Source organism: Catenuloplanes atrovinosus (genome assembly GCF_031458235.1).
GTDB classification, from domain to species: domain Bacteria; phylum Actinomycetota; class Actinomycetes; order Mycobacteriales; family Micromonosporaceae; genus Catenuloplanes; species Catenuloplanes atrovinosus.
Map to the genome: position 1 here is coordinate 2331991 of NZ_JAVDYB010000001.1, position 20022 is coordinate 2352012.

The following is a 20022-nucleotide window of genomic DNA, read 5'->3' on the forward strand; positions in this document are numbered from 1 at the left end:
GTCCGGCCGGGCCGTGCGTCCGGCGGTGTCGCCGCCGTGGACCCAGACGAGGAGACGGCGGTCGCGGGACCCGGAAGAGTTCCCGCGCGCCGCGGCCGCAAACGGGGTGGTTCGTCAGGCCGTGACCGGCTCCAGGCGGACCACGATCTCCTTGGAGGTGGGCGTGTTGGACAGCTCGGCCGTGGAGTCCAGCGGGACCAGCACGTTCGCCTCCGGGAAGTAGGCGCCCGCGCAGCCGGCCGCGATCGGGTACTCCACCACGCGGAAGCCGGGCGCGCGACGCTCCACGCCGTCCCTCCACTCCGAGACGATGTCCACCATGGACCCGTCGGCCAGGCCCAGCGACGCCAGGTCCGTCGCGCTGACGAAGACGACGCGCCGGCCGCCGGAGATGCCGCGGTACCGGTCGTCCAGGCCGTAGATCGTGGTGTTGTACTGGTCGTGGCTGCGCATGGTCTGCAACAGCAGCCGGCCCGGCGGCAGCGTCCGCTCCACGATCGTGTTGACCGTGAACCGCGCCCGGCCGTCCGGCGTGGCGAACTCGCGCGAGTCCCGCGGCCCGTGCGGGAGCGTGAAGCCCTCGCGGGTCGCGACCTTCGCCTCGTAGTCGTCGAAGCCGGGCACCACCTTCGCGATCACCTCGCGCACGGCCGGGTACGACTCCTCCCACCGAGCCCACGGCAGGTCCGCACCCAGCACCGCGCGCGCCAGGCGGGAGATGATGGCCAGCTCGGACAGCAGGTCGGGGGAGGCGGGCGCGAGCCGGCCGACGGAGGCGTGCACGGCCGACATCGAGTCCTCGACCGTGACGAACCCGGCCGGGTCCCGCTCGGTGCGGCCCAGGCACGGCAGGATCAGCGATACCCGGCCGGGCGTGGTGTGCGTGCGGTTGAGCTTCGTGGACACGTGCACGGTCAGGTCGCAGGAGGCGAGCGCGGCGAGCGTGACGTCGGTGTCCGGCGCGGCGGCGGCGAAGTTGCCGCCGAGCGCCATGAAGATGCTCGCGCGGCCGTCGCGCATCGCCCGGATCGCCTCGACCACGTCGTACCCGTGCGTCCCGGGCACCTCGACGCCCAGCTCACGCGTCAGGTTCCCGGCCCACGGCGGCGGGCGTTCGATGATGCCCATGGTGCGGTCGCCCTGCACGTTGCTGTGGCCGCGGACCGGGCACAGGCCGGCGCCGGGCTTGCCCACCATGCCGCGCAGCAGCTGCACGTTGACGACCTCACGGATCGTCGGTACGGAGTCGGAGCGCTGCGTCAGGCCCATCGCCCAGCAGACGATGGTCGCGTCCGACGCCGCCATCAGGGCCGCGACCTCCTCGATCTGCGCGCGGGCGAGCCCGGTCTGCGTCTCGATCACGGCCCAGTCCACGGTGGCGCGCGCCCGCGCGTACTCCTCGAACCCGGACGTGTGCGCCTCGATGAAGCCGGTGTCCGCGTGCGGCAGCAGCAGGTGACCGAGCGCCGCGAACAGCGCCAGGTCGCCACCGACGCGGATCTGCAGGTAGTGGTCGGCCAGCGCGGTGCCCCGGCCGACCACGCCGTCCGGGTGCTGCGGGTTCTTGAAGCGCAGCAGGCCGGCCTCGGGCAGCGGGTTGACCGCCACGATCGTGGCGCCCGCCTTCTTCGCCTTCTCCAGCGCCGTGAGCATGCGCGGGTGGTTCGTGCCCGGGTTCTGCCCGACCACCACGATCAGCTTCGCCCGGTGCACGTCCTCGAGCGTGACCGACCCCTTGCCGATGCCGATCGTCTCCATCAGCGCCACGCCGGACGACTCGTGGCACATGTTGGAGCAGTCCGGCAGGTTGTTCGTGCCGTACGCCCGGGCGAACGCCTGGTACGCGAACGCGGCCTCGTTCGAGGTGCGCCCGCTGGTGTAGAACACCGACCGGTCCGGCTCCACCGCGCGCATCCGCTCCGCGATCAGCGCGAACGCGTCGTCCCAGGAGATCGGCGCGTAGTGGTCGCTGTCCGCCCGCTTGACCACCGGCGCGGTGAGCCGCCCCTGCTGCCCGAGCCAGTAGTCGGACCGCCCGGCCAGGTCGGATATGGAATGCCGTGCGAAGAACTCCGGCGTGACCCGCCGCAGCGTCGCCTCCTCCGCGACCGCCTTGGCGCCGTTCTCACAGAACTCGAAGTGACTCCGGTCGTTCGGCGCGGGCTCCGGCCACGCGCACCCCGGACAGTCGAATCCGCCCGCCTGATTGACTTTGAGCAGGGTGAGCGCGCTGCGCCGCACCCCCATCTGCTGCTGTGCGGCGGCCAGCCCATGCAGAACACCGGGCACGCCGGCCGCCGCCTTCTTGGGCGGTGCGACGTGGAGATCACGGTCTCCGAGGTCGTCGGTGGGAGCGTTCTTGACCATGGGGGAGACCTTATGCCGGTTGAGATCCTTTTCGCACTAGTCAGGCGTCGGGATGAGTGTGCGGGCGGCAGTCACGCCCGGAGCGCGTCCCGGAGGAACGCCACGCTCCGCCGCACCTGCGCACCCAGATCCGCGCCGCCGAACAGGTGGTCCGCGCCCGGCACCAGGCCCAGCTCCACCCGCGCCCCCGCCGCCCGCAGCCGGTCGGCCAGCGCGACGCTCTGCCGGTACCCGACCACCACGTCCTCCTCGCCGTGCAGCAGCAGCATCGGCGGCGCGTCCGCGCGCACGTACGTCACCGGGCTCGCCGCCGCGGCCCGCTCGGGGGACCGGGTCACCGGCGCGCCGATCAGCAGCGACTCCGGCGAGTCGTCCGCGTCGTGGTCCCCGGTCGCGCGCGGATGCTGGTGCGCCCGCATGGTGGCCAGCTCCGACGGCCCGTACCAGATCACCGCTGCCTGCACGGACGAGTCCCCATCGGTCACCCCGACCGTGCCCTCCAGCGCCGGGTCCGTCACCAGCGCCACCAGCGACGCGAGCAACCCGCCCGCCGACTCGCCCCACACGCCCACCCGGGCCGGGTCGATGCCCAGCTCGGCGGCGTGGAAGCGCAGGTAGCGCACCGCGGACTTGAGGTCGTGCAGCGGCGCCGGGAACGCGGCCTCGCGGCTGAGCCGGTACGCGGGGAGCGCCACCGCGAGACCGGCGGCGAGCGCCCGGCCCACGTGGTCCTCGCCGGCGAGCCAGTCCGGCGTCACCTTGGGCGAGCCGTTGAGCCAGCCGCCGCCGTGGATCCACAGCACCACCGGGACCGGCCCGCCGGCGTCCGCGGGCACGATCAGGTCGAGCAGCAGCGGCCGGTAGCCCTGCTCCTGCGCCACGAACGCGTCGCGGTACTCGATCCGGTCGCCGCGGCGCTCGCCCGCGGGCGGCGCGCCGAACCGGTCCCTGCCAGCATCAGCCATGATCCGATACTGCCAGGTGCAGCACGTGTTCGCGCAGGCCGTCCGCGAGCCGGTGGGACACGGTCCAGTGGGCGCCGTCCGCGGCGGTGAACGAGCGGTGCCGTACCGCGCCGGCCATCGCCGGGTTACCCGGCAGCACGTAGCCGCGGACCTCGTCGATGCCGGCCTCGGCGCACCGGCCGAGCAGCTCGCGCAGCAGCCGGGTGCCGATGCCGTTGCGCTGCCACGGGTCGGCCACGATCACGGCGACCTCGTAGCCGTGCGCGGGCCCGCCCCGGCACTCGGCCCAGCCGACCAGGTGACCGTCCGCGACGGTGACCTGCATCAGCCACGGCGGCGCGGCCGGGTCCTGCTGGCGCAGCAGCATCCGGCGGTACGCGGCGGGCAGCGCGGACCCGCCGGTGAAGAACCGGCGCCACACCGTCTCCGCCGACAGGTGCGACTCGAATCCGCTCAGCAGCGCGTAGTCGTCGGCCTGCCACGGACGTACCGTCATCGTCGTCGTCTCCCGCATGCGAGGTACGACGGACGCGCGCGCGGCCGGTTCTGTGATGTGACGCGCGTCGCGCTGTCCGATTCGATCCGCATGCCCCGCTCCGCCGTCTGTGGGGCACGGGTCGTCATGGTGGCGGCTGAGGGAGGAACACCTGAAGGCCGGGGAGGCGCTGATGTTCGCGCACGGCTTCAACATCCGGTACGGGTTCGTCACCGCGCCCGCGGACGTGGACGTCGCCATGATCGCCCCGAAGGCCCCCGGTCACCTGGTCCGCCGCCAGTTCGTCGACGGCAAGGGCGTGCCGGTGCTGGTCGCGGTCGAGCAGGACGCGACCGGCACCGCGTTCCCGCTGGCGCTGCCCTACGCGGCCGCCGGCCGGCCGCGGTTCACCGCGTACCGCGAGCGGGCCGCCGCGCACCCGATCGAGGAGACCGGCCGCGAGCTGCGCGCCATGATGAGCTGGGTGGACCGCCCGATCACCGAGACGGCCTGAGCGCGGAGATCCCCCGCCGGGCTCAGCGGTCGGCCGAGTCCCGGTGCCTGACCACCAGGTGCCAGTAGATCCAGCCGGCGGCGCGCAGGAGGCGGGCGATCGTGCCGTACAGGAGATCCTTCACGGTGCTTCGGACGCGCGGGACCGGGAAAGGTTCACCGGCTGTGACGTGCGATACGCCGGCCCGCGCGCGGTGTCGCGGGCCGGCGGCGGGCCGCTACCGGCCCGGGCGATGATCGCCGGTCACTCGAAGTCGCACCCCGGGTTCGCCGCGTCGCGGGACAGCGGCGAGCCGGTGGGCAGCACGTACAACACCTCCAGGACCACGGGGGTACGCCCGCGGTTGATGCCGATGTGCACCTCGTCGTCGCCGCTCGGCTCGTGGATGAAGCTGCCGCGCGGGTAGTAGCCGTCCTGCGCGCAGGTCGAGTCGAAGTGGCTCAGCGCGCCCTGCCGGACCGTCGCGTAGAGCGGCCCGTCGTGGTAGTGCCAGCCGGTCGCCTGACCCGCCGGGATGGTGATCTCCCGCAGCACGTAGTCGGTCCCGCCGACCGTGTGCTGCGCGATGATCGTGCCGACCACGCCCGGGCCGGGCGGCGTCGCCCGCGCGGCACCGGCCATGCCGAGCGTGGTGGCGGCCACGGCCGCGGCGATCACCGCGGTGCGCCGGGCCTGTCGCTGCATCGTCACGTCTGCTCCTTCACTGTCGACCTCTCGGGCACATCGGACGGACGAGCGGGATACCACCCCGGTTCACCGGAGCGGCGTACCGGAATCTCCAGCACGGTGGCGGCGCCGCCGTCGCCGTCCACCAGGTGCTCCTCCAGCGTGGGCCCGTCCACCGCCAGCCCGTGCCGGTCCACCCAGCCGAACAGCGCCCGCCCGGACGCCACCAGACCCGCGCCGGCCGGCACCACCGCGCGGACCACGGCCCGGCCCGGCAGCGTCAGCGGCTCGCCGCGCGGCACGGTCACGGCCGCGTCGAAGCCCCCGGCCGGCGCGCCGGGCAGCCAGGTCAGCAGCGCGCGGGCCGGCTCGTCGCCGCAGAGCGCGGCCAGGCCGGACGGGTGCCCGACGTGCCCCCGCCGCACCCGCAGCGTCCGCGCGCCCACGGTCGCGCGCTGCGGTAGCAGCCCGGACGGGTCCGCGAGCCGGTCCTCGGCGGCCTGGACCGCGGCGGTCAGCTCCGCGATCGACGTGCGCAGCCCGGCGACCGTCTCGGTCAGCGCGGCCCGCAGCCGGGCGTCCGGCGCGTCGGCCAGCTCGGCGATCCGGGAAAGCGACAGCCCGAGCCGCCGCAGGCCGCGGATGCGTTCGAGCCGGGTCAGCTCGGCCGCGCCGTACCAGCGGTATCCGGTGCCCGGCGAGACCGCGGCCGGTGGCAGCAGCCCGATCGCGTCGTAGTGGCGCAGCGTGCGCTCGGACACGCCGGTCATCCGCGCCAGTCGCCCGATCCGCCACACGGCGTCCTCCTTGACCCTCGCGCTGCGTCAGGGTTCTACGGTCCGGCGCATGAGGACCCGCATCCTGCTGATCGCCGCCCCGCTCGCCATGGTGGCCTCCGCCGTGCTCGTCGTGCCATCCGGGCTCACCCTGAATCCGTCCGACCCCGCGTCCGCGCTCGCCGCCGTGCACGAGCGGACCGCGCTGCACCTGGTCGAGCTGGCGCTGGACGTGCTCGGCTGGCTCGCGCTGACCGCGGCCGGCCTGTCGATCGCCGGCGGGCGGCGGGGTGACCCGCTCGCCGGTGGCCTGCTCGCCGCGGCCGGACTCGCCGGGATGCTGCACGACGCCGGGAACCTGGCGGTCACCCAGCTGGCCGCCGCGCCCGCCGACCCGGCCGCGATCACCACGGCCGCCGCGGTGATGCTCACCGCGAAGTGGGGCGTCAACCTGGCCGGGCTGCTGTGGACCGCGGCCACCCTCGCCGCCGCGCGGGGCCGGTGGCCGGGGCTGCTGGCGGCGGCGTCCGGGCTGGCCGCCGTGGTGCTGCCGTGGACCTTCGGCACCGGTACGCCGTCGCCCGCGGCCGAGCAGGTGGGCTACCTGCTGCACGTACCCGTGATGGTCTGGTGGTTGATCCACGGTCTGCGCGCCGCTCCGCGCCGCGCCTGACCGGCATGGAAGACTGTGCGGGTGAGGTCCGGGTTCGCCGTCGCGGTGCTGCTGCTCACCGGCGGGTTCGCGGCCCCGGCGGCGGAGACCGTCTGCACGGTGCGCGACGAGCGGCTCGCGGAGCTGTCCGGGTTCGCGGCCACGGCCGACGGCTACGTCGCGGTCAACGACGGCGCGGACGACCCGGCCGCCCGCCGGATCTTCTTCCTCGACGCGGGCTGCGCGGTGGTGCGCGAGGTGCGCTACCCGTCGGAGCCGCGCGACACCGAGGATCTCGCGGTCGCGCCGGACGGCACGGTCTGGGTCGCGGACATCGGCGACAACGGCGCCGTGCGCGAGACGGTCGCGCTGTGGCGCCTCGACCCGGGCGGGGACGAGCCGGTGCTCGCGCGCTACACCTATCCGGACGGCGCCAAGGACGCGGAGGCGCTGTTGCTGGACGGCGACGGCACGCCGATCGTCGTGACCAAGGAGCCGTTCGCCGCCGGGCTGTACGCGGTGGCGGACGGCGGCACGCTGCGGGAGGCCGGCACGTTCCGCATCCCGGACACGTCGACCGGCAACCCGTTCGGCTTCGCCGGGCGCTACGTGGTGACCGGCGGCGCGGTGTCGCCGGACGGCACCCGGGTCGCGCTGCGCACGTACGCGGACGCGTTCGAGTTCCCCGTCACGGACGGCGACGTCGTCGCGAGCATCACCGGCGGTACGGCCGAGGCGACGCCGCTGCCGGACGAGCCGCAGGGCGAGTCCGTCACGTACAGCGCGGACGGTTCGTCGCTGCTCACGGTCTCGGAGGGCGCCACGCCCACGGTGCTGCGCTACCCGTCCGCGGTCCCGGCGCCCACGCCGTCGGCGTCGCCGTCCGCCGCACCGGCGCCGGCCGCGGCCGAGAGCCCGCGGGGCGGGCTCGGCACGGCCGGGATCGCGGTCATCGCGGGCGCGGCCGTGCTGGTGGCCGTGGCCCTCGCGGTCGGCCTCGCCCGCCGGCTGCGCCGTTCCTGACGGCCGGTCCGACACTGTGCTGACCTGCGGAAAGTCTCCTGTATGGAGGACCGCACCGTTCACTGTGGTGGCATAAATCCGGGATAACGCGGCCGTGCCGGTTCCCATAGTTTTGTCGCAGCGCCACCGGCGGCGCGGAGCGACAGAGGGGGAGCGGACATGAGCGAGTTCTACGGCGAGACGGTCATCACCGAGGTCGACAGCGACGACAACGGCGTGATCGACACGATCCTGCACGACTACAACGGCGACGGTGTCACCGACAAGGCCGAGTACGACCTGAACGAGAACGGCGTCGCGGAGAGCACCGTGATCGACCAGGACGGCGACGGCCCGATGGACAGCGAGTACCACGACCTGGACGAGAACGGCCTGGTCGAGTTCAGCGAGCACGACACGGACGGTGACGGCCTCCGGGAGACCCGGCTCTTCGACGTCGACGGCAACGGCGTGGCCGACGAGGCCGACATCGACTCCGACGGCGACGGCGACATCGACGTGATCCTGCGCGACGTCGACGGTGACGGGTTCGCCGACGAGTCGTACGACATCAACGGCGACGCCGGCTGGACCCCGGTCGAGGGCCAGGTCCAGGTCAACCCGTACGCCCGCGGCTGACCCGTCCGTGTCCGGGGCGGCGTCACCCGCCCCGGACACGGACGGGTCAGGACGCGGTGCAGGTGGGTGTGATGCCGGTGGCCGAGCCGGTGCCCTGGAAGCCGAACTCGGTGGACTGTCCCGCGGCGATCCGCCCGTTGTGGCCGGCGTTCGTGAACCGGACGGCGCCGCTGGTGCCGGTGGCGGTGCTGTTCCAGGTGTTGGTGACGGTGGCGCCGGCGGGCAGGTTCACCCCGACGGCCCAGCCGTTGACCGGCGCGGAGCCGGCGGTGACCCGGACCGTGGCGACGAAGCCGCCGTTCCAGGAGTTCAGCGACACCGCCGCCGCGCACCCGGCGGGCTGCGGTGACGGGCTGGACGTCGGGCTCGGTGAGGTGTTCGGCGTGGTCGGGGTGACCGGCGGCGTCGAGGGCGTGCCCGCGCGGCCCTTGTTCAGCTCGTCCAGCACCGCGGTGTAGGCGGCCTTCTTCTGGTAGTTGCCGTTGCCGCCGGTGAACAGCAGGCCCCGCTCGGAGGCGCGCCACGACTCGCTGTCGGCGATGCCCCACACCGTGATGCCGGTGCAGCCCGCGACGTTGAGGCAGGCGCGGACGACCTTGCGGTAGTTGTCCGCCTGGCCCTGCCCGATGTCGTTGTTGCTCAGGTCGTCGTCGATGTCCAGCTCGGTGATGTGCACCTCGACGCCGAGGTCGGCGAACCGCTGGATGTTGGCCTGCAGGTCGTTGCTGATGATGCTGTTCGGGTTGTCGTTGAAGTGCGCCTGGAAGCCGACGCAGTCGATGTACTGCCGGTAGGTGCGGACGATGTCGTACAGCGCGTTGGCCTTGCGGTTCGGCGTGCCACCCTGGACGGTCAGGCCCTCGACGTCGTAGTCGTTGATGCACAGCTTGGTGCTGAGGCCGTTGGCCTGGACGACCTGCTTGGCCCGGATGAACGAGTCCCGGATGACGTCGGTGTCGCCGGCGTCGAAGAGGTCACCGTCGCCGTTGGCGTCGCGGTTGAGCGTGTGCGGCCACACGGTGCGGCGGGCGCCGGTGTTGTTGTCGTCCAGCGCCTCGTTGACCACGTCCCAGTACGCGATGCGGTTGCCCCAGCGGGTGAGCGCGTTGCCGATGAACGTGTTCAGCGTGGCCTGGCTGGCGCCCTGCAGCGCGCCGGCCTGCGAGTGCCAGACCAGGGTGTGGCCGCGGACCAGCATGTTGTTGCTCTGCGCGTAGTTGACCAGCGTGTCCGCGTTGCCGGTGTTCTGCAGCCCGCCGCTGGACGTGGCGATGGTGGACGGCTTCATGTCGTTCTCGGGCGTGAGCTGGTTGAACTCCTGCGCCACGATCGAACTCAGCCGGCCGGGGGAGGCGGCGACCCCGAAGAAGAGGCCGGCCTTGGCGGCGGCCGCCCGCAGCGTGGTCTCGGCCGCGGCGGCCGGGGTGGTCGACTGGACGGCCACCGCGCCGCCGGCCAGCAGCAGCGCCGCTGCCGTCAGCGCGATGCTCCGTCGTCTCGTGCGGTGATCCGGGCTGCGACTCATGGGATGCCTCTCGGGTCAGCGACCAACGTCGATGCTTGTCGATGTGGCGAGTATCGATACGGCGTCCTCGGGATGTCAACTCCCGGAAACGTTCCGGAATCATCCACGCCGTCGACGTGCTGCTCACACCCGTGTCGGACGTCGGCGCGTGATCGCCTCACGGCGAGGTGTGCGGCCGGAATTTGCGGAGTTCAGGCGGAGCCGCGCCGCACCAGTCTGGTGGGCAGGATGATCGACGTGGGCTCCTGGCCGGCGATCACGGCGACGAGTACCCGGGCCATCTCCCGGCCGAGCGCCTGGATCGACTGGTGGACCGTGGTGAGCGGCGGGTCGGTGCGGGTGGCGATGCCGAGGTCGTCGAAGCCCACCACCGCCACCTCCGCCGGTACGGACCGGCCCGCCCCGCTCAGCACGCGCAGCGCCCCGGCCGCCATGTTGTCGCTGGCGGCGAAGACCGCGTCGAGGTCGGGGTGGCGATCCAGCAGGGACCTCATCGCGGCGGCGCCGCCGGCCTCGGTGAAGTCGCCCTCGGCCGTACCGTGCGGGGTCAGTCCTGCCATGGCCATGGCTTCCCGGTATCCGCGGTGGCGCGCGTCGCCGACGTCGGTGAGCAACTGGCCGGTGATCGTGGCGATCCGGGTGCGGCCGAGCCCGATGAGGTGCTCGGTCGCCAGGCGTGCCCCGCCGGCGTTGTCGGAGTCGACGTACCACCGCGGCTCGGTGCGCAGCGGCCGGCCGCCGTGCACCACGGGCAGGCCGGCCCGGTCCACGATGTGGGTCAGCGGATCGTCGCCGTGCAGCGCCATCAGCATGATGCCGTCCACGCCGCGGGTCTGCAGCAGGTTCAGCAGCCGGGACCGGCCCCGGCCGGAGCTGGCCAGGCACAGCAGCAGGTGCAGGTCGGTGTCTTCGAGCGCGGCCGAGACGCCGACGATGACCTGCGCGTAGAACGGGTCGGCGAACAGTTCGGGATCGTCGTGCGAGACGGCCAGTGCGACGATGCCGGTCTGCCGGGTGGCCAGGGCGCGGGCGGTGCGGTTGGGCAGGTAGCCCAGTTCCCGGACCGCGGTCTCGACCGCGTCGCGGGTGGCGCGGCTGACGTGCGGCGCCTTGTTGATCGCCCGCGACGCCGCGGATCGTGACACGCCGGCCCGCTCGGCCACCTCGTCCAGGGTGGGCTGTCGCCGAGGTGCCGCCGCTGCCATCTCGCCGCCGGTCCTTCCACGCTGGGATCGCGACCGATCGTATCGACCGGCGGCGTCGATGGCGACGAATGGCTGGAAGCGGTTCCAGTGCCGCGCGAGCTTCTTGACACGCGTGGGTGGATTTGCCGAGTATCAGACGGAAGCACATCGACGTATATGACTGGAAGCGCTTCCAGAATTCTGAGGAGAACCCCCATGAAACGACCTCTGCTCACCACGGCGCTGGCCGCGCTGGCGCTGGCCGTGCCCGCGGTGCTGGCCGCCGCGCCCGCCGCCCACGCCGACCCGATCAGCCAGACCAGCGGCTTCTACGTCAACCCGAATTCCAGCCCGGCCACCTGGGTCGCGGCGAACCCCGGTGACGGGCGCGCCGCCGCGATCCGCACCGAGATCGCGCAGCGGCCGATGGCGAGCTGGTTCGGCAACTGGAGCGGCGACATCGCGAGCGCGGTCGGCGGATACGTCGGGGCCGCGGACGCGGTCGACAAGCTGCCGCTGCTGGTGGCATACAACCTGCCCGGCCGGGACGCCTGCGGCGGCCACTCCGGCGGCGGTGCCGGCAGCGTCGCCGCCTACGACGCGTGGATCTCCTCGTTCGCCGGCGCCATCGGCAGCCGGCCCGCCGTGGTCGTCATCGAGCCGGACGCGCTGGGCGACTTCAACTGCATGAGCCAGGCGCAGATCAACGACCGCGTCGGCATGCTCTCCCGCGCCGTCGGCCAGTTCCGGGCCAAGGCGGCCAACACCTGGGTCTACCTCGACGCGGGCAACCCCGGCTGGGTCGACGCCGCGACCATGGCGCAGCGGCTCAACCAGGCCGGCGTGTCCGGCGCGCGCGGCTTCGCCCTCAACGTGTCCAACTACTTCACCACCGGCGAGAACAGCGCGTACGGCAACCGGGTCGCCGCCGAGCTGCAGCGCTTCGGGTACACCAAGCCGTTCGTGATCGACACCAGCCGCAACGGCAACGGCGCCAACGGCCAGTGGTGCAACCCGGCCGGCCGCCGGATCGGCACGCCCACCCAGCTCGGCGGCGGCGCCGAGATGCTGCTGTGGCTCAAGACGCCCGGCGAGTCGGACGGCGACTGCGGGGTCGGTGCCGGTTCCACCGCCGGGCAGTTCCTGCCGGAGGTGGCCTACCGGCTGGTCTACGGACACTGACCCGCCCACGCGCCGTGGTGGGGGCGATCCGGCGCCCCCACCACGGTACGGCTCAGGTGCGGGCCGGGCGCCGGACCAGCAGCAGGCCCAGGCCGATCATGGTGATCGCCAGGAACAGGTGCAGCCAGTTGTCCGCGTTGTTCAGCGGCACGAAGTTGGCCGCGGTGTCGTGGCCGATGACCAGGCCGTAGAGCCACAGCACCAGGTAGACGGCGCCGCCGACCACCAGGTAGAGGCGGGCGCCGCTGACGGTACGGGCGAGCGCGAGCCCGGCGATGCCGTAGAGCAGGTGCACGGCGTTGTGCAGGATGGACACCTGGAACAGGCCGAGCAGCTTAGCCTCGGACTCGTGCCCGGCGAACTGCATCGTGCCGTAGTCGGTGGTGACGCCCGGGATGAAGCCCAGGATGCCGACCAGCAGGAAGACGACGGCGTAGGCGAGCGCGGCGGTGCGGATGGGGGACCGCGTGACCGCCGTCGCGGAGGAGTGGTTGGCCATGACATTTACCTCCATCGAGAGGTGGGCCGTGTGCCCGGTCCCGATGGCGGTAAACGTGCTCACCTCAGCGCGTGCCCGTACCGGATGGTCAGCGGCGCCAGATCGGGATCGCCGAACTCCGCGCGGAGCTGCGCGAACCTGGCCGGCTTGTCCGCGCCGAACCGGCGGATCGAGGCGGCGAACGCGTCGGCGGAGTTGAACACCGGCGGCGTCTTCTTGCTGTGGAACTTGTCCGCGTACATGATCAGCCGTTCCTCCGCGGTCTCCGCGAGGTAGTCGGCGGGCGGCAGCGGGAGCCGCTGCGCGAGCACGTCCGCGCGGCTGATCCCGACGCCGGTGTGGTGCGAGCAGATCCGGCACAGCACCTCCGGCAGTCCTTCCGCACGCAGCAACTCGTCGCCGAGCACGCCGTGCCGGACGTAGTCGCGGCCGTGGAGCGCGCCGGTGTCGTCGTAGAGGCGGTAGACGCCGATGTCGTGCAGCAGGCATCCGGCGCGTACCAGCCCGGGATGGAGATCGAGGTCCGGCCGGCCGTCCATCAGCTGCTCGGCGATCGCGCAGACGATCTCGCAGTGCGTGTAGACCAGGTCGAACGCGGCCTGGTGCGGCGCGTACCGTTCGTGCAGGTCCCGGATCCGGCGGTCACTCGGAATGATCACGCCCCATTGTCCGGTACGACCGGCTCGGCCAGCGGCAGGGCCAGCGTGAACGTCGATCCCACGCCGAGCGTCGAGGTCACCGCGATGTCGCCGTCCATCGCCTGGGCCAGCCGGCGCGCGATGAACAGTCCGAGGCCGGTGCCGCCGGTGCTCATCGTCATCGGGTCCTCCACCCGGTGGAACTTCTCGAACACCTTCTCCAACTGGTCCGCCGGGATGCCCCGGCCCCGGTCGGTCACGTCCACCCAGGCGAGCTCGGCGCGCACGTGCAGCCGGACGTCCACCCGCGCGTCGGCCGGCGAGTACTTGAGCGCGTTGCCGACCAGGTTGCCCACCACTTGCACGGTGCGCCCGGCATCGCACCGGACCGGCACCGGCTCCCCGGGCACGTCCGTCACGATCCGGCCGCCGTCGCCGCCGAGGTCACCGGTGACCTGGCGGACCAGGGCGACCAGGTCGTGCGCGCCGAGATCCACCCGCAGCGCCGGCTCGTCCTGACCGTCCCCGACCCGCGACGCCAGCAGCAGGTCTTCGACCAGCCGGGACATGTGCCGGGCGCGGTCGGCCACGAGCTCCAGCGACTGCGCGCGCTTCTGCGGCGTCATCCGGTCGCCGCGGGTGCGCAGCAGGTCCAGATAGCCGATGATCGGCGTGAGCGGCGTGCGCAGCTCGTGCGACACCGTCGCGATGAAGTCGGACTTCAGGCGCTCGGCCCGGTACTCCCTGGTCAAGTCCGTGATCACGACGACGTCGCGGACCAGCCGGCCGGTGTCGAAGACCGCCGAGTGCGCCAGCCGCAGCCGGCGCAGCTCGCCGTCGGGGCGGCGGATGGTCAGTTCGGTGGCGGTCTGCGGCGACGCCGGCGTGACCGGCAGCAGGCCGGCGCGGTCGTCGTCGTCCGGCACGTCCAGCAGACCGGCCAGCGGCCGTCCGTCGGCCGCGGCGGCGCTGACCCCGGTCAGCTCCGCGAAGGCCTCGTTCCACATCCGGACGACGCCGTCCTCCTCCACCATCACGATGCCGGCCGAGGACTGCTCGACCACCGCGTGCAGCTTGCTCGACTCCTCGACCAGCCGGTCCAGGTGCTCGGCGCCGCGCAGCGCGACCGCCAGCGCGTTGCCCAGCGGCGCGAGCAGCGTCAGGTCCCGCGTCGACAGCCGCCGGCCGCGCCGGGTACGGGCGCCGAGCGCCACCGTCCCGAACCGGCGCCCGCCCGCCTCGACCGGCACGACCAGCAGGTCACGCAGGTCCGCGGTCAGCCCGGTGGTCAGGTGCGCCGGCCGGTCCGGGTCGCCGAGCCGCTCCAGGTACGCCGGAATCGGCCCGGTGGCGACCTCGCCGGGCGCGTCCGCGTCCACGCTCACGGCCGTGCCCGCGACGGTGACGGCCACCGCGATGTCCGCGTCGAACGCGTCGCGCACCAGCAGCAGGAACCGGCGGATCAGGTCCTCGCGCTCGGCCAGCACCTGGGACAGCTCCAGCAGCCGCGCGGACCGCGCCCGCTCGTCCGCCTCCTGCGCGGCCGCGCGGTACGCGAAGGTGAGCGCCAGCGCCGGCAGCGCCATGAACGGCAGCAGCATCGGGCTGTGCCGCGCGATCTCGACGGTGGTCAGGCCGGTGGCGACCGTGCCGAGCGCCATGTACAGCGACAGCCGCGCCTCGTCCCGGATGATCTGCCACGGCGAGACGCCGGAGACCACGCCGAGGATCTGCGCCAGGCAGCCCAGGTTGATCACGGTGAACAGCAGCGTGCCCAGCAGCACGCCGGCCAGCACCCGGGGCGTCAGGTGCCCGGGCGTTCCGCCGACCGCGTGCACCACCAGGATCAGGCCGGAGACGGCGGCGGCGTACGTACCGAGGTTGAACACCGCCTTGACCAGCGGGCGGCGCTGGACCGCGCTGGCCACGACCAGCGCGATGAGCGCGGTGAGCAGCGCCAGCCCGGGCGGCAGCAGCAGCACGACGATGATGAGCGCGGCCTCGTACAGGCTGAGCTCCTCGACCGCGTCACCGTGCCGCAGCCGGACCACGGTCAGCTCCGCCGCGCAGGTCAGCGCCATCAGGCCGGGCACCAGCCAGGCGTCGCTCAGGCCGACACCGTCCATCACGCCGCCGCGGTCCGCGGTGAGCCACAGGACCACGGCCGCCAGGGCCGCGCCGAGCAGGCTCACCGCGGCGACCCGCCGCAGCACCGGATCGCCGCGCGCCTCGCGCACGGCGGTGGCCACCCGGGCGAGAGCGCCCGGGTGGCCCGTCGGTGTCGGCGTGATCGTCACGTGTCCGTGCGGATCCAGGCCCAGGACCGGGCGCTCCAGCGGTCCGCCGCCCAGGCGCGGGCGGCCCAGTCGGCGTCGGCCCAGGCCCGGGCCGCCCAGGCGCGCGCGGCCCAGTCGTCCGCCGCCCACGCTCGTGCCGCCCAGGCACGTGCCGCCCAGGCGCGCGCGGCCCACTCCTCGCCGGCGCCGGCCCAGGCGCGGGCCGCCCAGGCCCGTGCGGCCCAGGCGCGGGCGGCCGGGTCCAGCTGGGCCCAGGCGCGCGCCGCCCAGTCACGGGAGGCCGGGCTCAGCGCGTTCCACAGCGCGGCGGACGCGTTGCCGTCGCCGTCGAGCAGCGCGGTCTCCAGCGCCGCCCACTGCTTCGCGTCCCTGGTCAGCGTGGCCATGTCCCGAGTCTGAGCCTGGTCGGCGGGCTGTGACCGCCACTCGCCGGCTTCGTCCAGGATGCGGGCGGCGTCGAGGCCGCCGGAGCCGCCGCCGGCGGACCGGGCCAGCCCGGTCGCGGCGTACGTGGTCTCGGTGAACAGCGTCTTCACCGAGTCCGGGCGCAGGCCCGGCTCCTCCGCCAGCGCCAGCGCGGCGATGCCGGAGGTGACCGCGGTGGCCATCGACGTGCCGGAGCCCCGGAAGTAGTCGGTGCCGACCCGGGCCTGCGGCGCGGCCGTGTCCACGACGCTGCCCGGCGAGCGCAGGCTCACCACGCGGCCGCCCGGCGCGACCAGGTCCGGCTTCGCGTCGCCCTGCGCGGTGGGGCCGCGCCCCGACCACACGCCCACGACGTCGTCGCCGCGGTCCGCGGTGCCGCCGTCGTCCAGGCCGCCGACGGTCAGCAGCAGCGGGTCGTTGCCCGGCGCGGTGACGGTGCCGGCCTCCGGGCCCTCGTTGCCGGACGGTACGACCACGGTGATCCCGCGGTTCCACAGCGCGCGCAGCGCCTGGTTGAGCGGGTCCACCTGGTACGGCAGCGTGCTGCCCGAGGAGAGCGACAGGTTCAGCACCTGCACCTGCCCGGCGTTGTCGCTGACCCACTGCAGGCCGCGCAGCACGGTGATCAGGTCGGTGCTGCCCGCGGCGTCGGCGACCTTCACGTCGATCAGCGAGGTCGCGGGCGCGACGCCCCGGTAGGCGCCGCCGGAGGCCGCGCCGGAGCCGGCGATCAGGCCGGCCATGAACGTGCCGTGCCCGTAGCCGTCGCCCGCACCGGTGCCGGTGAAGTCGACCCGCTGCGCGACCCGGCCGGCCAGATCCGGCACGTCCGCGATCCCGGTGTCGACCACCGCGACCGTGACGCCGGCGCCCTCGCCGCCGCCGGCCGGCAGGCCGAGCGTGTCGCGCAGCGTGGCCGTGGCCGTGGTGTCGGTGGTGCCGGTGGCGGCGACCCGCAGTTCGCGCTGCGGGGCGACCAGCCAGCGCGGGTCGAGCCGGGCGTCGCCGGGCAACCGGGCGGCGACGCCGCCGGCCACCGGAAGGGAGGCGAGCACCTCGCCGCCGGCCGCCAGCACGGCGTCCGCGGCTCCGGCCGGGCCGGTCACCACGACCTCGCGCCAGCCGGAACCGGCATGCGCGACGGCGGGCGTGGCCGTGAACGGGACCGCGACCGAGGTGACGGCGAGGGCTGCGGCCACCGCCAGGGCTATCGTGCGACGGGCCGGTGCCCGCCTGCTACCGCTGTGTTCCATGTTCCTGCCACCTTCGCGGGTGTGCTGGGGGAATGAGGCGAGATCAGCATCGGCCGCCCGGCCGGAGGGCTGAGGAAACCGGATCACACCCGGTGCACTACCCGTCGTCACCGACGCCCGGGACGCGGTCGCCGAGCACGCCCTCGACCAGATCGAGCAGCGTGTCCGCGGTGAACGGCTTGGCCAGGTAGTAGTCGACGCCGTCCGCCCAGCCGCGGGCCGCCGAGTCGGAATCGGCGGCGGCGGTGAGCATCAGGACCGGCACGGGATCGCCCTCGTGGCCGCGGATGGACCGCAGCACGCCGTACCCGTCCAGACCCGGCATCATCACGTCCAGGATCACGAAGTCGGGCTGGAGCACGTCGTAGGCGCGCAGGCCGTCGTTGCCGTCCACGGCCACCGCCACGACGTGCCCGTCCATCTCCAGCACGTCGGTCAGGAGCTGCCGGATCGCCGGGTCGTCGTCCACCACCAGGATGGTCGCCATGATCCCTCCGTCGTCTGCGCTGTCATCGGGTCTCGAAACGGTCTCCGGCCCGCGTCGACGCCGCCTGCGCCGCCCGGCGCCAGTCGGTGTCGCGGACGGCCAGTTGGGGATGGGCCAGCAGCCGGGCCAGTTCGTCGTCGCGCCGCCCGGCGGACGGATCGCGGGCGTCGGTCTGCTGCACCAGCAGGTGCGCGGTGCGCAGCGCGCCGGTCACGCCGAGCCCGGACTCGGCCGGCTCGTGCGGCAGGTCGCGCTCGGCGACCGCGGTCACGATCGGCGCGGGCAGGCCCCACAGGTGCAGCAGCTCCACGCCCACGTCGCGGAACGGCAGGCCGTCGTGGCCGGCCGCGGCCGGATCGGGTGCGTCGCCGTTCAGCGCGGCGAGCCGCCCGACGTCCTGCAACAGCGCGGCGGCCTGCGCGTACGGGCGGTGCGCCGGCGACGCCACCTGCTCCACCAGCAGCGCGGTCGCCACCGCGTGCCGCCAGACCGTCCGCACGTACGCCTCGGTGGCCGGCGTCCAGCCGACCGGCGCGTCCTGCGCGGACGCGGCGCCGAACAGGCCCTGGATGGTGGAGACCCCCATGGCACCGATCACCGCGGCGATGGAGGCGTTCTTCGACCGGGAGCCGAGGAAGCCCGAGTTGGACAGCTGCAGCAGCTTGGCGGAGAGCCAGATGTGCTGCACCACCGCGTCGATCACCCGGTCGTGGTCCACCTCCGCGGCGCCGAGCAGGCCGGCCAGCTCGGCGTCCTGCCGGGGGAGCGCGGGCAGCCACCGGACCGCCCCGGCGATCCGGCGGGCCCGCCGGCCGTGCGCGGCCGACGTGCGGACGATGAGCTGGCCCACCACGTCGATCACCACGTCGGCCTCGGTCGGCTTGGACAGGAAGCGGTGCCCGGCGATGGCCGCCTTGATCGCGGACTCCCGCTCGGTGTGCCCGGACAGCACGACCCGGGCGACCTCCGGATGCCGGCGGCTCACCTCGGCGAGCAGCTGAGCACCGTCCATCCCGGGCATCCGCATGTCGGAGACGACCACGTCGTACGGGTCCGCGGCGAGCGCCTCCAGGGCCGGCTCACCCCCGTCGGCGAAGGACATGTCCCACTCGTCCCGTTTGACGCGCAGCGACCGGCGCAGCCCGTCCAGGATGCGCGGCTCGTCGTCCACGAAGAGAACCCTCGGACGATTCATGCCGGGCCCCCGTGGAAGCCGCGGTCCCGGCGTGGCCGGCGCTGAGTCAGCGATTCGCTCGCCCGCGCGCTCATGCCGGCTCGCGCCTTCCCGCGATCGGCAGCCGGAGGGTGAACACGGCGCCCTCGCCCGGGCGGGAGGCGACGTCGATGGTGCCGCCGTGCTTGGCGCACACCGCCGCCGCCAGTGCCAGGCCCTGGCCGGTGCCCTTGCCGACCTCCTTGGTGGTGAAGAACGGCTCGAAGATGAGGCCCTGGATCTCCTCGGGGATGCCGGTGCCGTCGTCGGCGAAGGTGATGACGACCGTGTCGTCCTCCGCCCGCGTGCTGATCCGGATCTCGCCGCGCTCCTGGCGGCCCTCCATCGCGTGCGCCGCGTTCACCAGCAGGTTCAGGAAGACCTGGTTGAGGTCGCCGACGTGGCACAGCAGCTCGGGGATGTCGTCCAGGTCGAGCACCACGTCGGCCACGTACTTGACCTCGTTGCGGGCCACCGTGACCGTGGTCCGGATCGCCTCGTTCAGGTCGGCGTAGGCGCGCTCCTCCGTACCCTTGTGGCTGAACGCCTTCATCGCCCTGACCAGCGAGGCGACGCGCTCGATCCCCTCCAGGCTCTGCGCCACCGCGCCGGGCACCTCGGCGGCCAGATAATCCATGTCCGCGGCTCGCTCGGCCTCCGCGGCCCGGCGTTTGCGCTCCTCCCAGGGGCGCTCCCCGTGGTCGGGCTCCAGGCACTCGCGGTAGACCAGCAGAAGATCGAGCATCTGCTGGTACGCACCGGCGAGGAACCGGGTGTTGTCCCCGACGAACTGGATCGGCGTGTTGATCTCGTGGGCCAGCCCGGCGGAGAGCCGGCCGAGCGACTCCAGCTTCTGGTCGTGGCGGTCCTCGACCTCGCGCTGCTGCCGGCGGCGCTGCTCGGTGGTGTCGCGGAAGACCACGACCAGTCCCGGGACGTCCGCGCCGACGTCCAGCGGCGCGGCCGAGTACCGCACCGGGAAGACCGTGCCGTCCTTGCGGACGTACGCCTCGTCGTCGGCCTCGACCGGCTCGCCGGTCGCGCGCACGCGCAGCAGCGGGCAGTCCGCCGTCGGCGACGGCGCGTGAACGGTCCGGTGCACGTCCCGGCCGAGCAGTTCCTGCTCCGTCCAGCCGAGCATCCGGGACGCCGCGCGGTTGAGGGAGGTGAGCCGGCCCTGCTCGTCCGTGGAGTACAGGCCCTCCGCCATGTTGTCCATGACGATGGACCGGAATTCCTCAGCCTGACGCGACACGCGGAAT

At 73.6% G+C, this 20022-nt stretch carries 18 protein-coding genes and 1 pseudogene; 5 read left to right on the forward strand and 14 right to left on the reverse strand.

Going from position 1 to position 20022, the window contains the following annotated elements; all coding sequences use genetic code 11:
* Window positions 1-114 precede the first annotated feature (114 nt).
* From J2S41_RS10420 to J2S41_RS10430, 3 genes are all read right to left on the reverse strand, one after another.
* Entirely contained in the window at window positions 115-2367 is a 2253-nt protein-coding gene (locus J2S41_RS10420; RefSeq protein WP_310366110.1) for an FdhF/YdeP family oxidoreductase, read from the reverse strand.
* Window positions 2368-2438: 71 nt separating this feature from the next.
* Window positions 2439-3332, reverse strand: a complete 894-nt coding sequence (locus J2S41_RS10425; protein WP_310366112.1) for an alpha/beta hydrolase fold domain-containing protein — start codon at window positions 3330-3332, stop codon at window positions 2439-2441.
* Entirely contained in the window at window positions 3325-3828 is a 504-nt protein-coding gene (locus J2S41_RS10430) for a GNAT family N-acetyltransferase (protein ID WP_310366114.1), read from the reverse strand. Before J2S41_RS10430 ends, J2S41_RS10425 begins: the two co-directional genes overlap by 8 nt.
* A gap of 148 nt (window positions 3829-3976) precedes the next feature.
* On the opposite strand from J2S41_RS10430, the pseudogene J2S41_RS10435 reads away from it, so the two are divergent.
* Window positions 3977-4201, forward strand: a pseudogene (locus J2S41_RS10435) (ketol-acid reductoisomerase); the annotation flags it as partial.
* A gap of 363 nt (window positions 4202-4564) precedes the next feature.
* On the opposite strand, the gene J2S41_RS10440 reads toward J2S41_RS10435, so the two are convergent.
* Window positions 4565-5005 (reverse strand): cupin domain-containing protein, encoded by a 441-nt coding sequence (locus tag J2S41_RS10440; RefSeq protein ID WP_310376342.1) that lies wholly within the window; start codon window positions 5003-5005, stop codon window positions 4565-4567.
* Between the two features lie 2 nt (window positions 5006-5007).
* Window positions 5008-5784, reverse strand: a complete 777-nt coding sequence (locus J2S41_RS10445; protein WP_310366116.1) for a MerR family transcriptional regulator — start codon at window positions 5782-5784, stop codon at window positions 5008-5010.
* 49 nt (window positions 5785-5833) lie between these two features.
* On the opposite strand from J2S41_RS10445, the gene J2S41_RS10450 reads away from it, so the two are divergent.
* From J2S41_RS10450 to J2S41_RS10460, 3 genes are all read left to right on the forward strand, one after another.
* Entirely contained in the window at window positions 5834-6436 is a 603-nt protein-coding gene (locus J2S41_RS10450) for a hypothetical protein (RefSeq protein ID WP_310366118.1), read from the forward strand.
* Window positions 6437-6457: 21 nt separating this feature from the next.
* Window positions 6458-7438: an SMP-30/gluconolactonase/LRE family protein gene (locus J2S41_RS10455; RefSeq protein ID WP_310366120.1), complete on the forward strand. Its 981-nt coding sequence runs from the start codon at window positions 6458-6460 to the stop codon at window positions 7436-7438.
* Between the two features lie 159 nt (window positions 7439-7597).
* Window positions 7598-8056: a hypothetical protein gene (locus tag J2S41_RS10460; protein WP_310366123.1), complete on the forward strand. Its 459-nt coding sequence runs from the start codon at window positions 7598-7600 to the stop codon at window positions 8054-8056.
* Window positions 8057-8102: 46 nt separating this feature from the next.
* On the opposite strand, the gene J2S41_RS10465 is transcribed toward J2S41_RS10460, so the two are convergent.
* Window positions 8103-9581, reverse strand: coding sequence for an endo-1,4-beta-xylanase (locus J2S41_RS10465; RefSeq protein ID WP_310366126.1), 1479 nt, complete (start codon window positions 9579-9581; stop codon window positions 8103-8105).
* Window positions 9582-9772: 191 nt separating this feature from the next.
* Entirely contained in the window at window positions 9773-10786 is a 1014-nt protein-coding gene (locus J2S41_RS10470; protein WP_310366129.1) for a LacI family DNA-binding transcriptional regulator, read from the reverse strand.
* A 195-nt stretch (window positions 10787-10981) separates the two neighbouring features.
* Here J2S41_RS10470 and J2S41_RS10475 point away from each other — a divergent pair, with 195 nt between their 5' ends.
* Window positions 10982-11947 carry a glycoside hydrolase family 6 protein gene (locus J2S41_RS10475; RefSeq protein ID WP_310366132.1) on the forward strand — a complete coding sequence of 322 codons (966 nt, stop codon included), beginning with the start codon at window positions 10982-10984 and terminating at the stop codon, window positions 11945-11947.
* 52 nt (window positions 11948-11999) lie between these two features.
* Here the strand turns inward: J2S41_RS10475 and J2S41_RS10480 are convergent, their stop codons facing one another.
* The 7 genes from J2S41_RS10480 to J2S41_RS10510 all read right to left on the reverse strand — a co-directional run bounded on the left by J2S41_RS10480 (window position 12000) and on the right by J2S41_RS10510 (window position 20015).
* Window positions 12000-12446 carry a DUF4383 domain-containing protein gene (locus J2S41_RS10480; protein ID WP_310366133.1) on the reverse strand — a complete coding sequence of 149 codons (447 nt, stop codon included), beginning with the start codon at window positions 12444-12446 and terminating at the stop codon, window positions 12000-12002.
* A gap of 59 nt (window positions 12447-12505) precedes the next feature.
* Window positions 12506-13105, reverse strand: a complete 600-nt coding sequence (locus J2S41_RS10485; protein ID WP_310366136.1) for an HD domain-containing protein — start codon at window positions 13103-13105, stop codon at window positions 12506-12508.
* Complete coding sequence (locus J2S41_RS10490) at window positions 13102-15381, reverse strand: sensor histidine kinase (RefSeq protein WP_310366138.1); 2280 nt, start codon at window positions 15379-15381, stop codon at window positions 13102-13104. The genes J2S41_RS10485 and J2S41_RS10490 overlap by 4 nt, the downstream gene beginning before the upstream one ends.
* Complete coding sequence (locus tag J2S41_RS10495) at window positions 15378-17060, reverse strand: S8 family peptidase (protein WP_310366140.1); 1683 nt, start codon at window positions 17058-17060, stop codon at window positions 15378-15380. The genes J2S41_RS10490 and J2S41_RS10495 overlap by 4 nt, the downstream gene beginning before the upstream one ends.
* A gap of 97 nt (window positions 17061-17157) precedes the next feature.
* Window positions 17158-17547 (reverse strand): response regulator transcription factor, encoded by a 390-nt coding sequence (locus J2S41_RS10500; protein WP_310366143.1) that lies wholly within the window; start codon window positions 17545-17547, stop codon window positions 17158-17160.
* A gap of 22 nt (window positions 17548-17569) precedes the next feature.
* The gene (locus J2S41_RS10505; RefSeq protein WP_310366145.1) at window positions 17570-18718 is read right to left on the reverse strand and encodes a response regulator; all 1149 of its coding nucleotides are present in this window, start codon (window positions 18716-18718) and stop codon (window positions 17570-17572) included.
* Window positions 18719-18812: 94 nt separating this feature from the next.
* Window positions 18813-20015 carry a two-component system sensor histidine kinase NtrB gene (locus J2S41_RS10510; protein WP_310366146.1) on the reverse strand — a complete coding sequence of 401 codons (1203 nt, stop codon included), beginning with the start codon at window positions 20013-20015 and terminating at the stop codon, window positions 18813-18815.
* Between the last annotated feature and the right edge of the window lie 7 nt (window positions 20016-20022).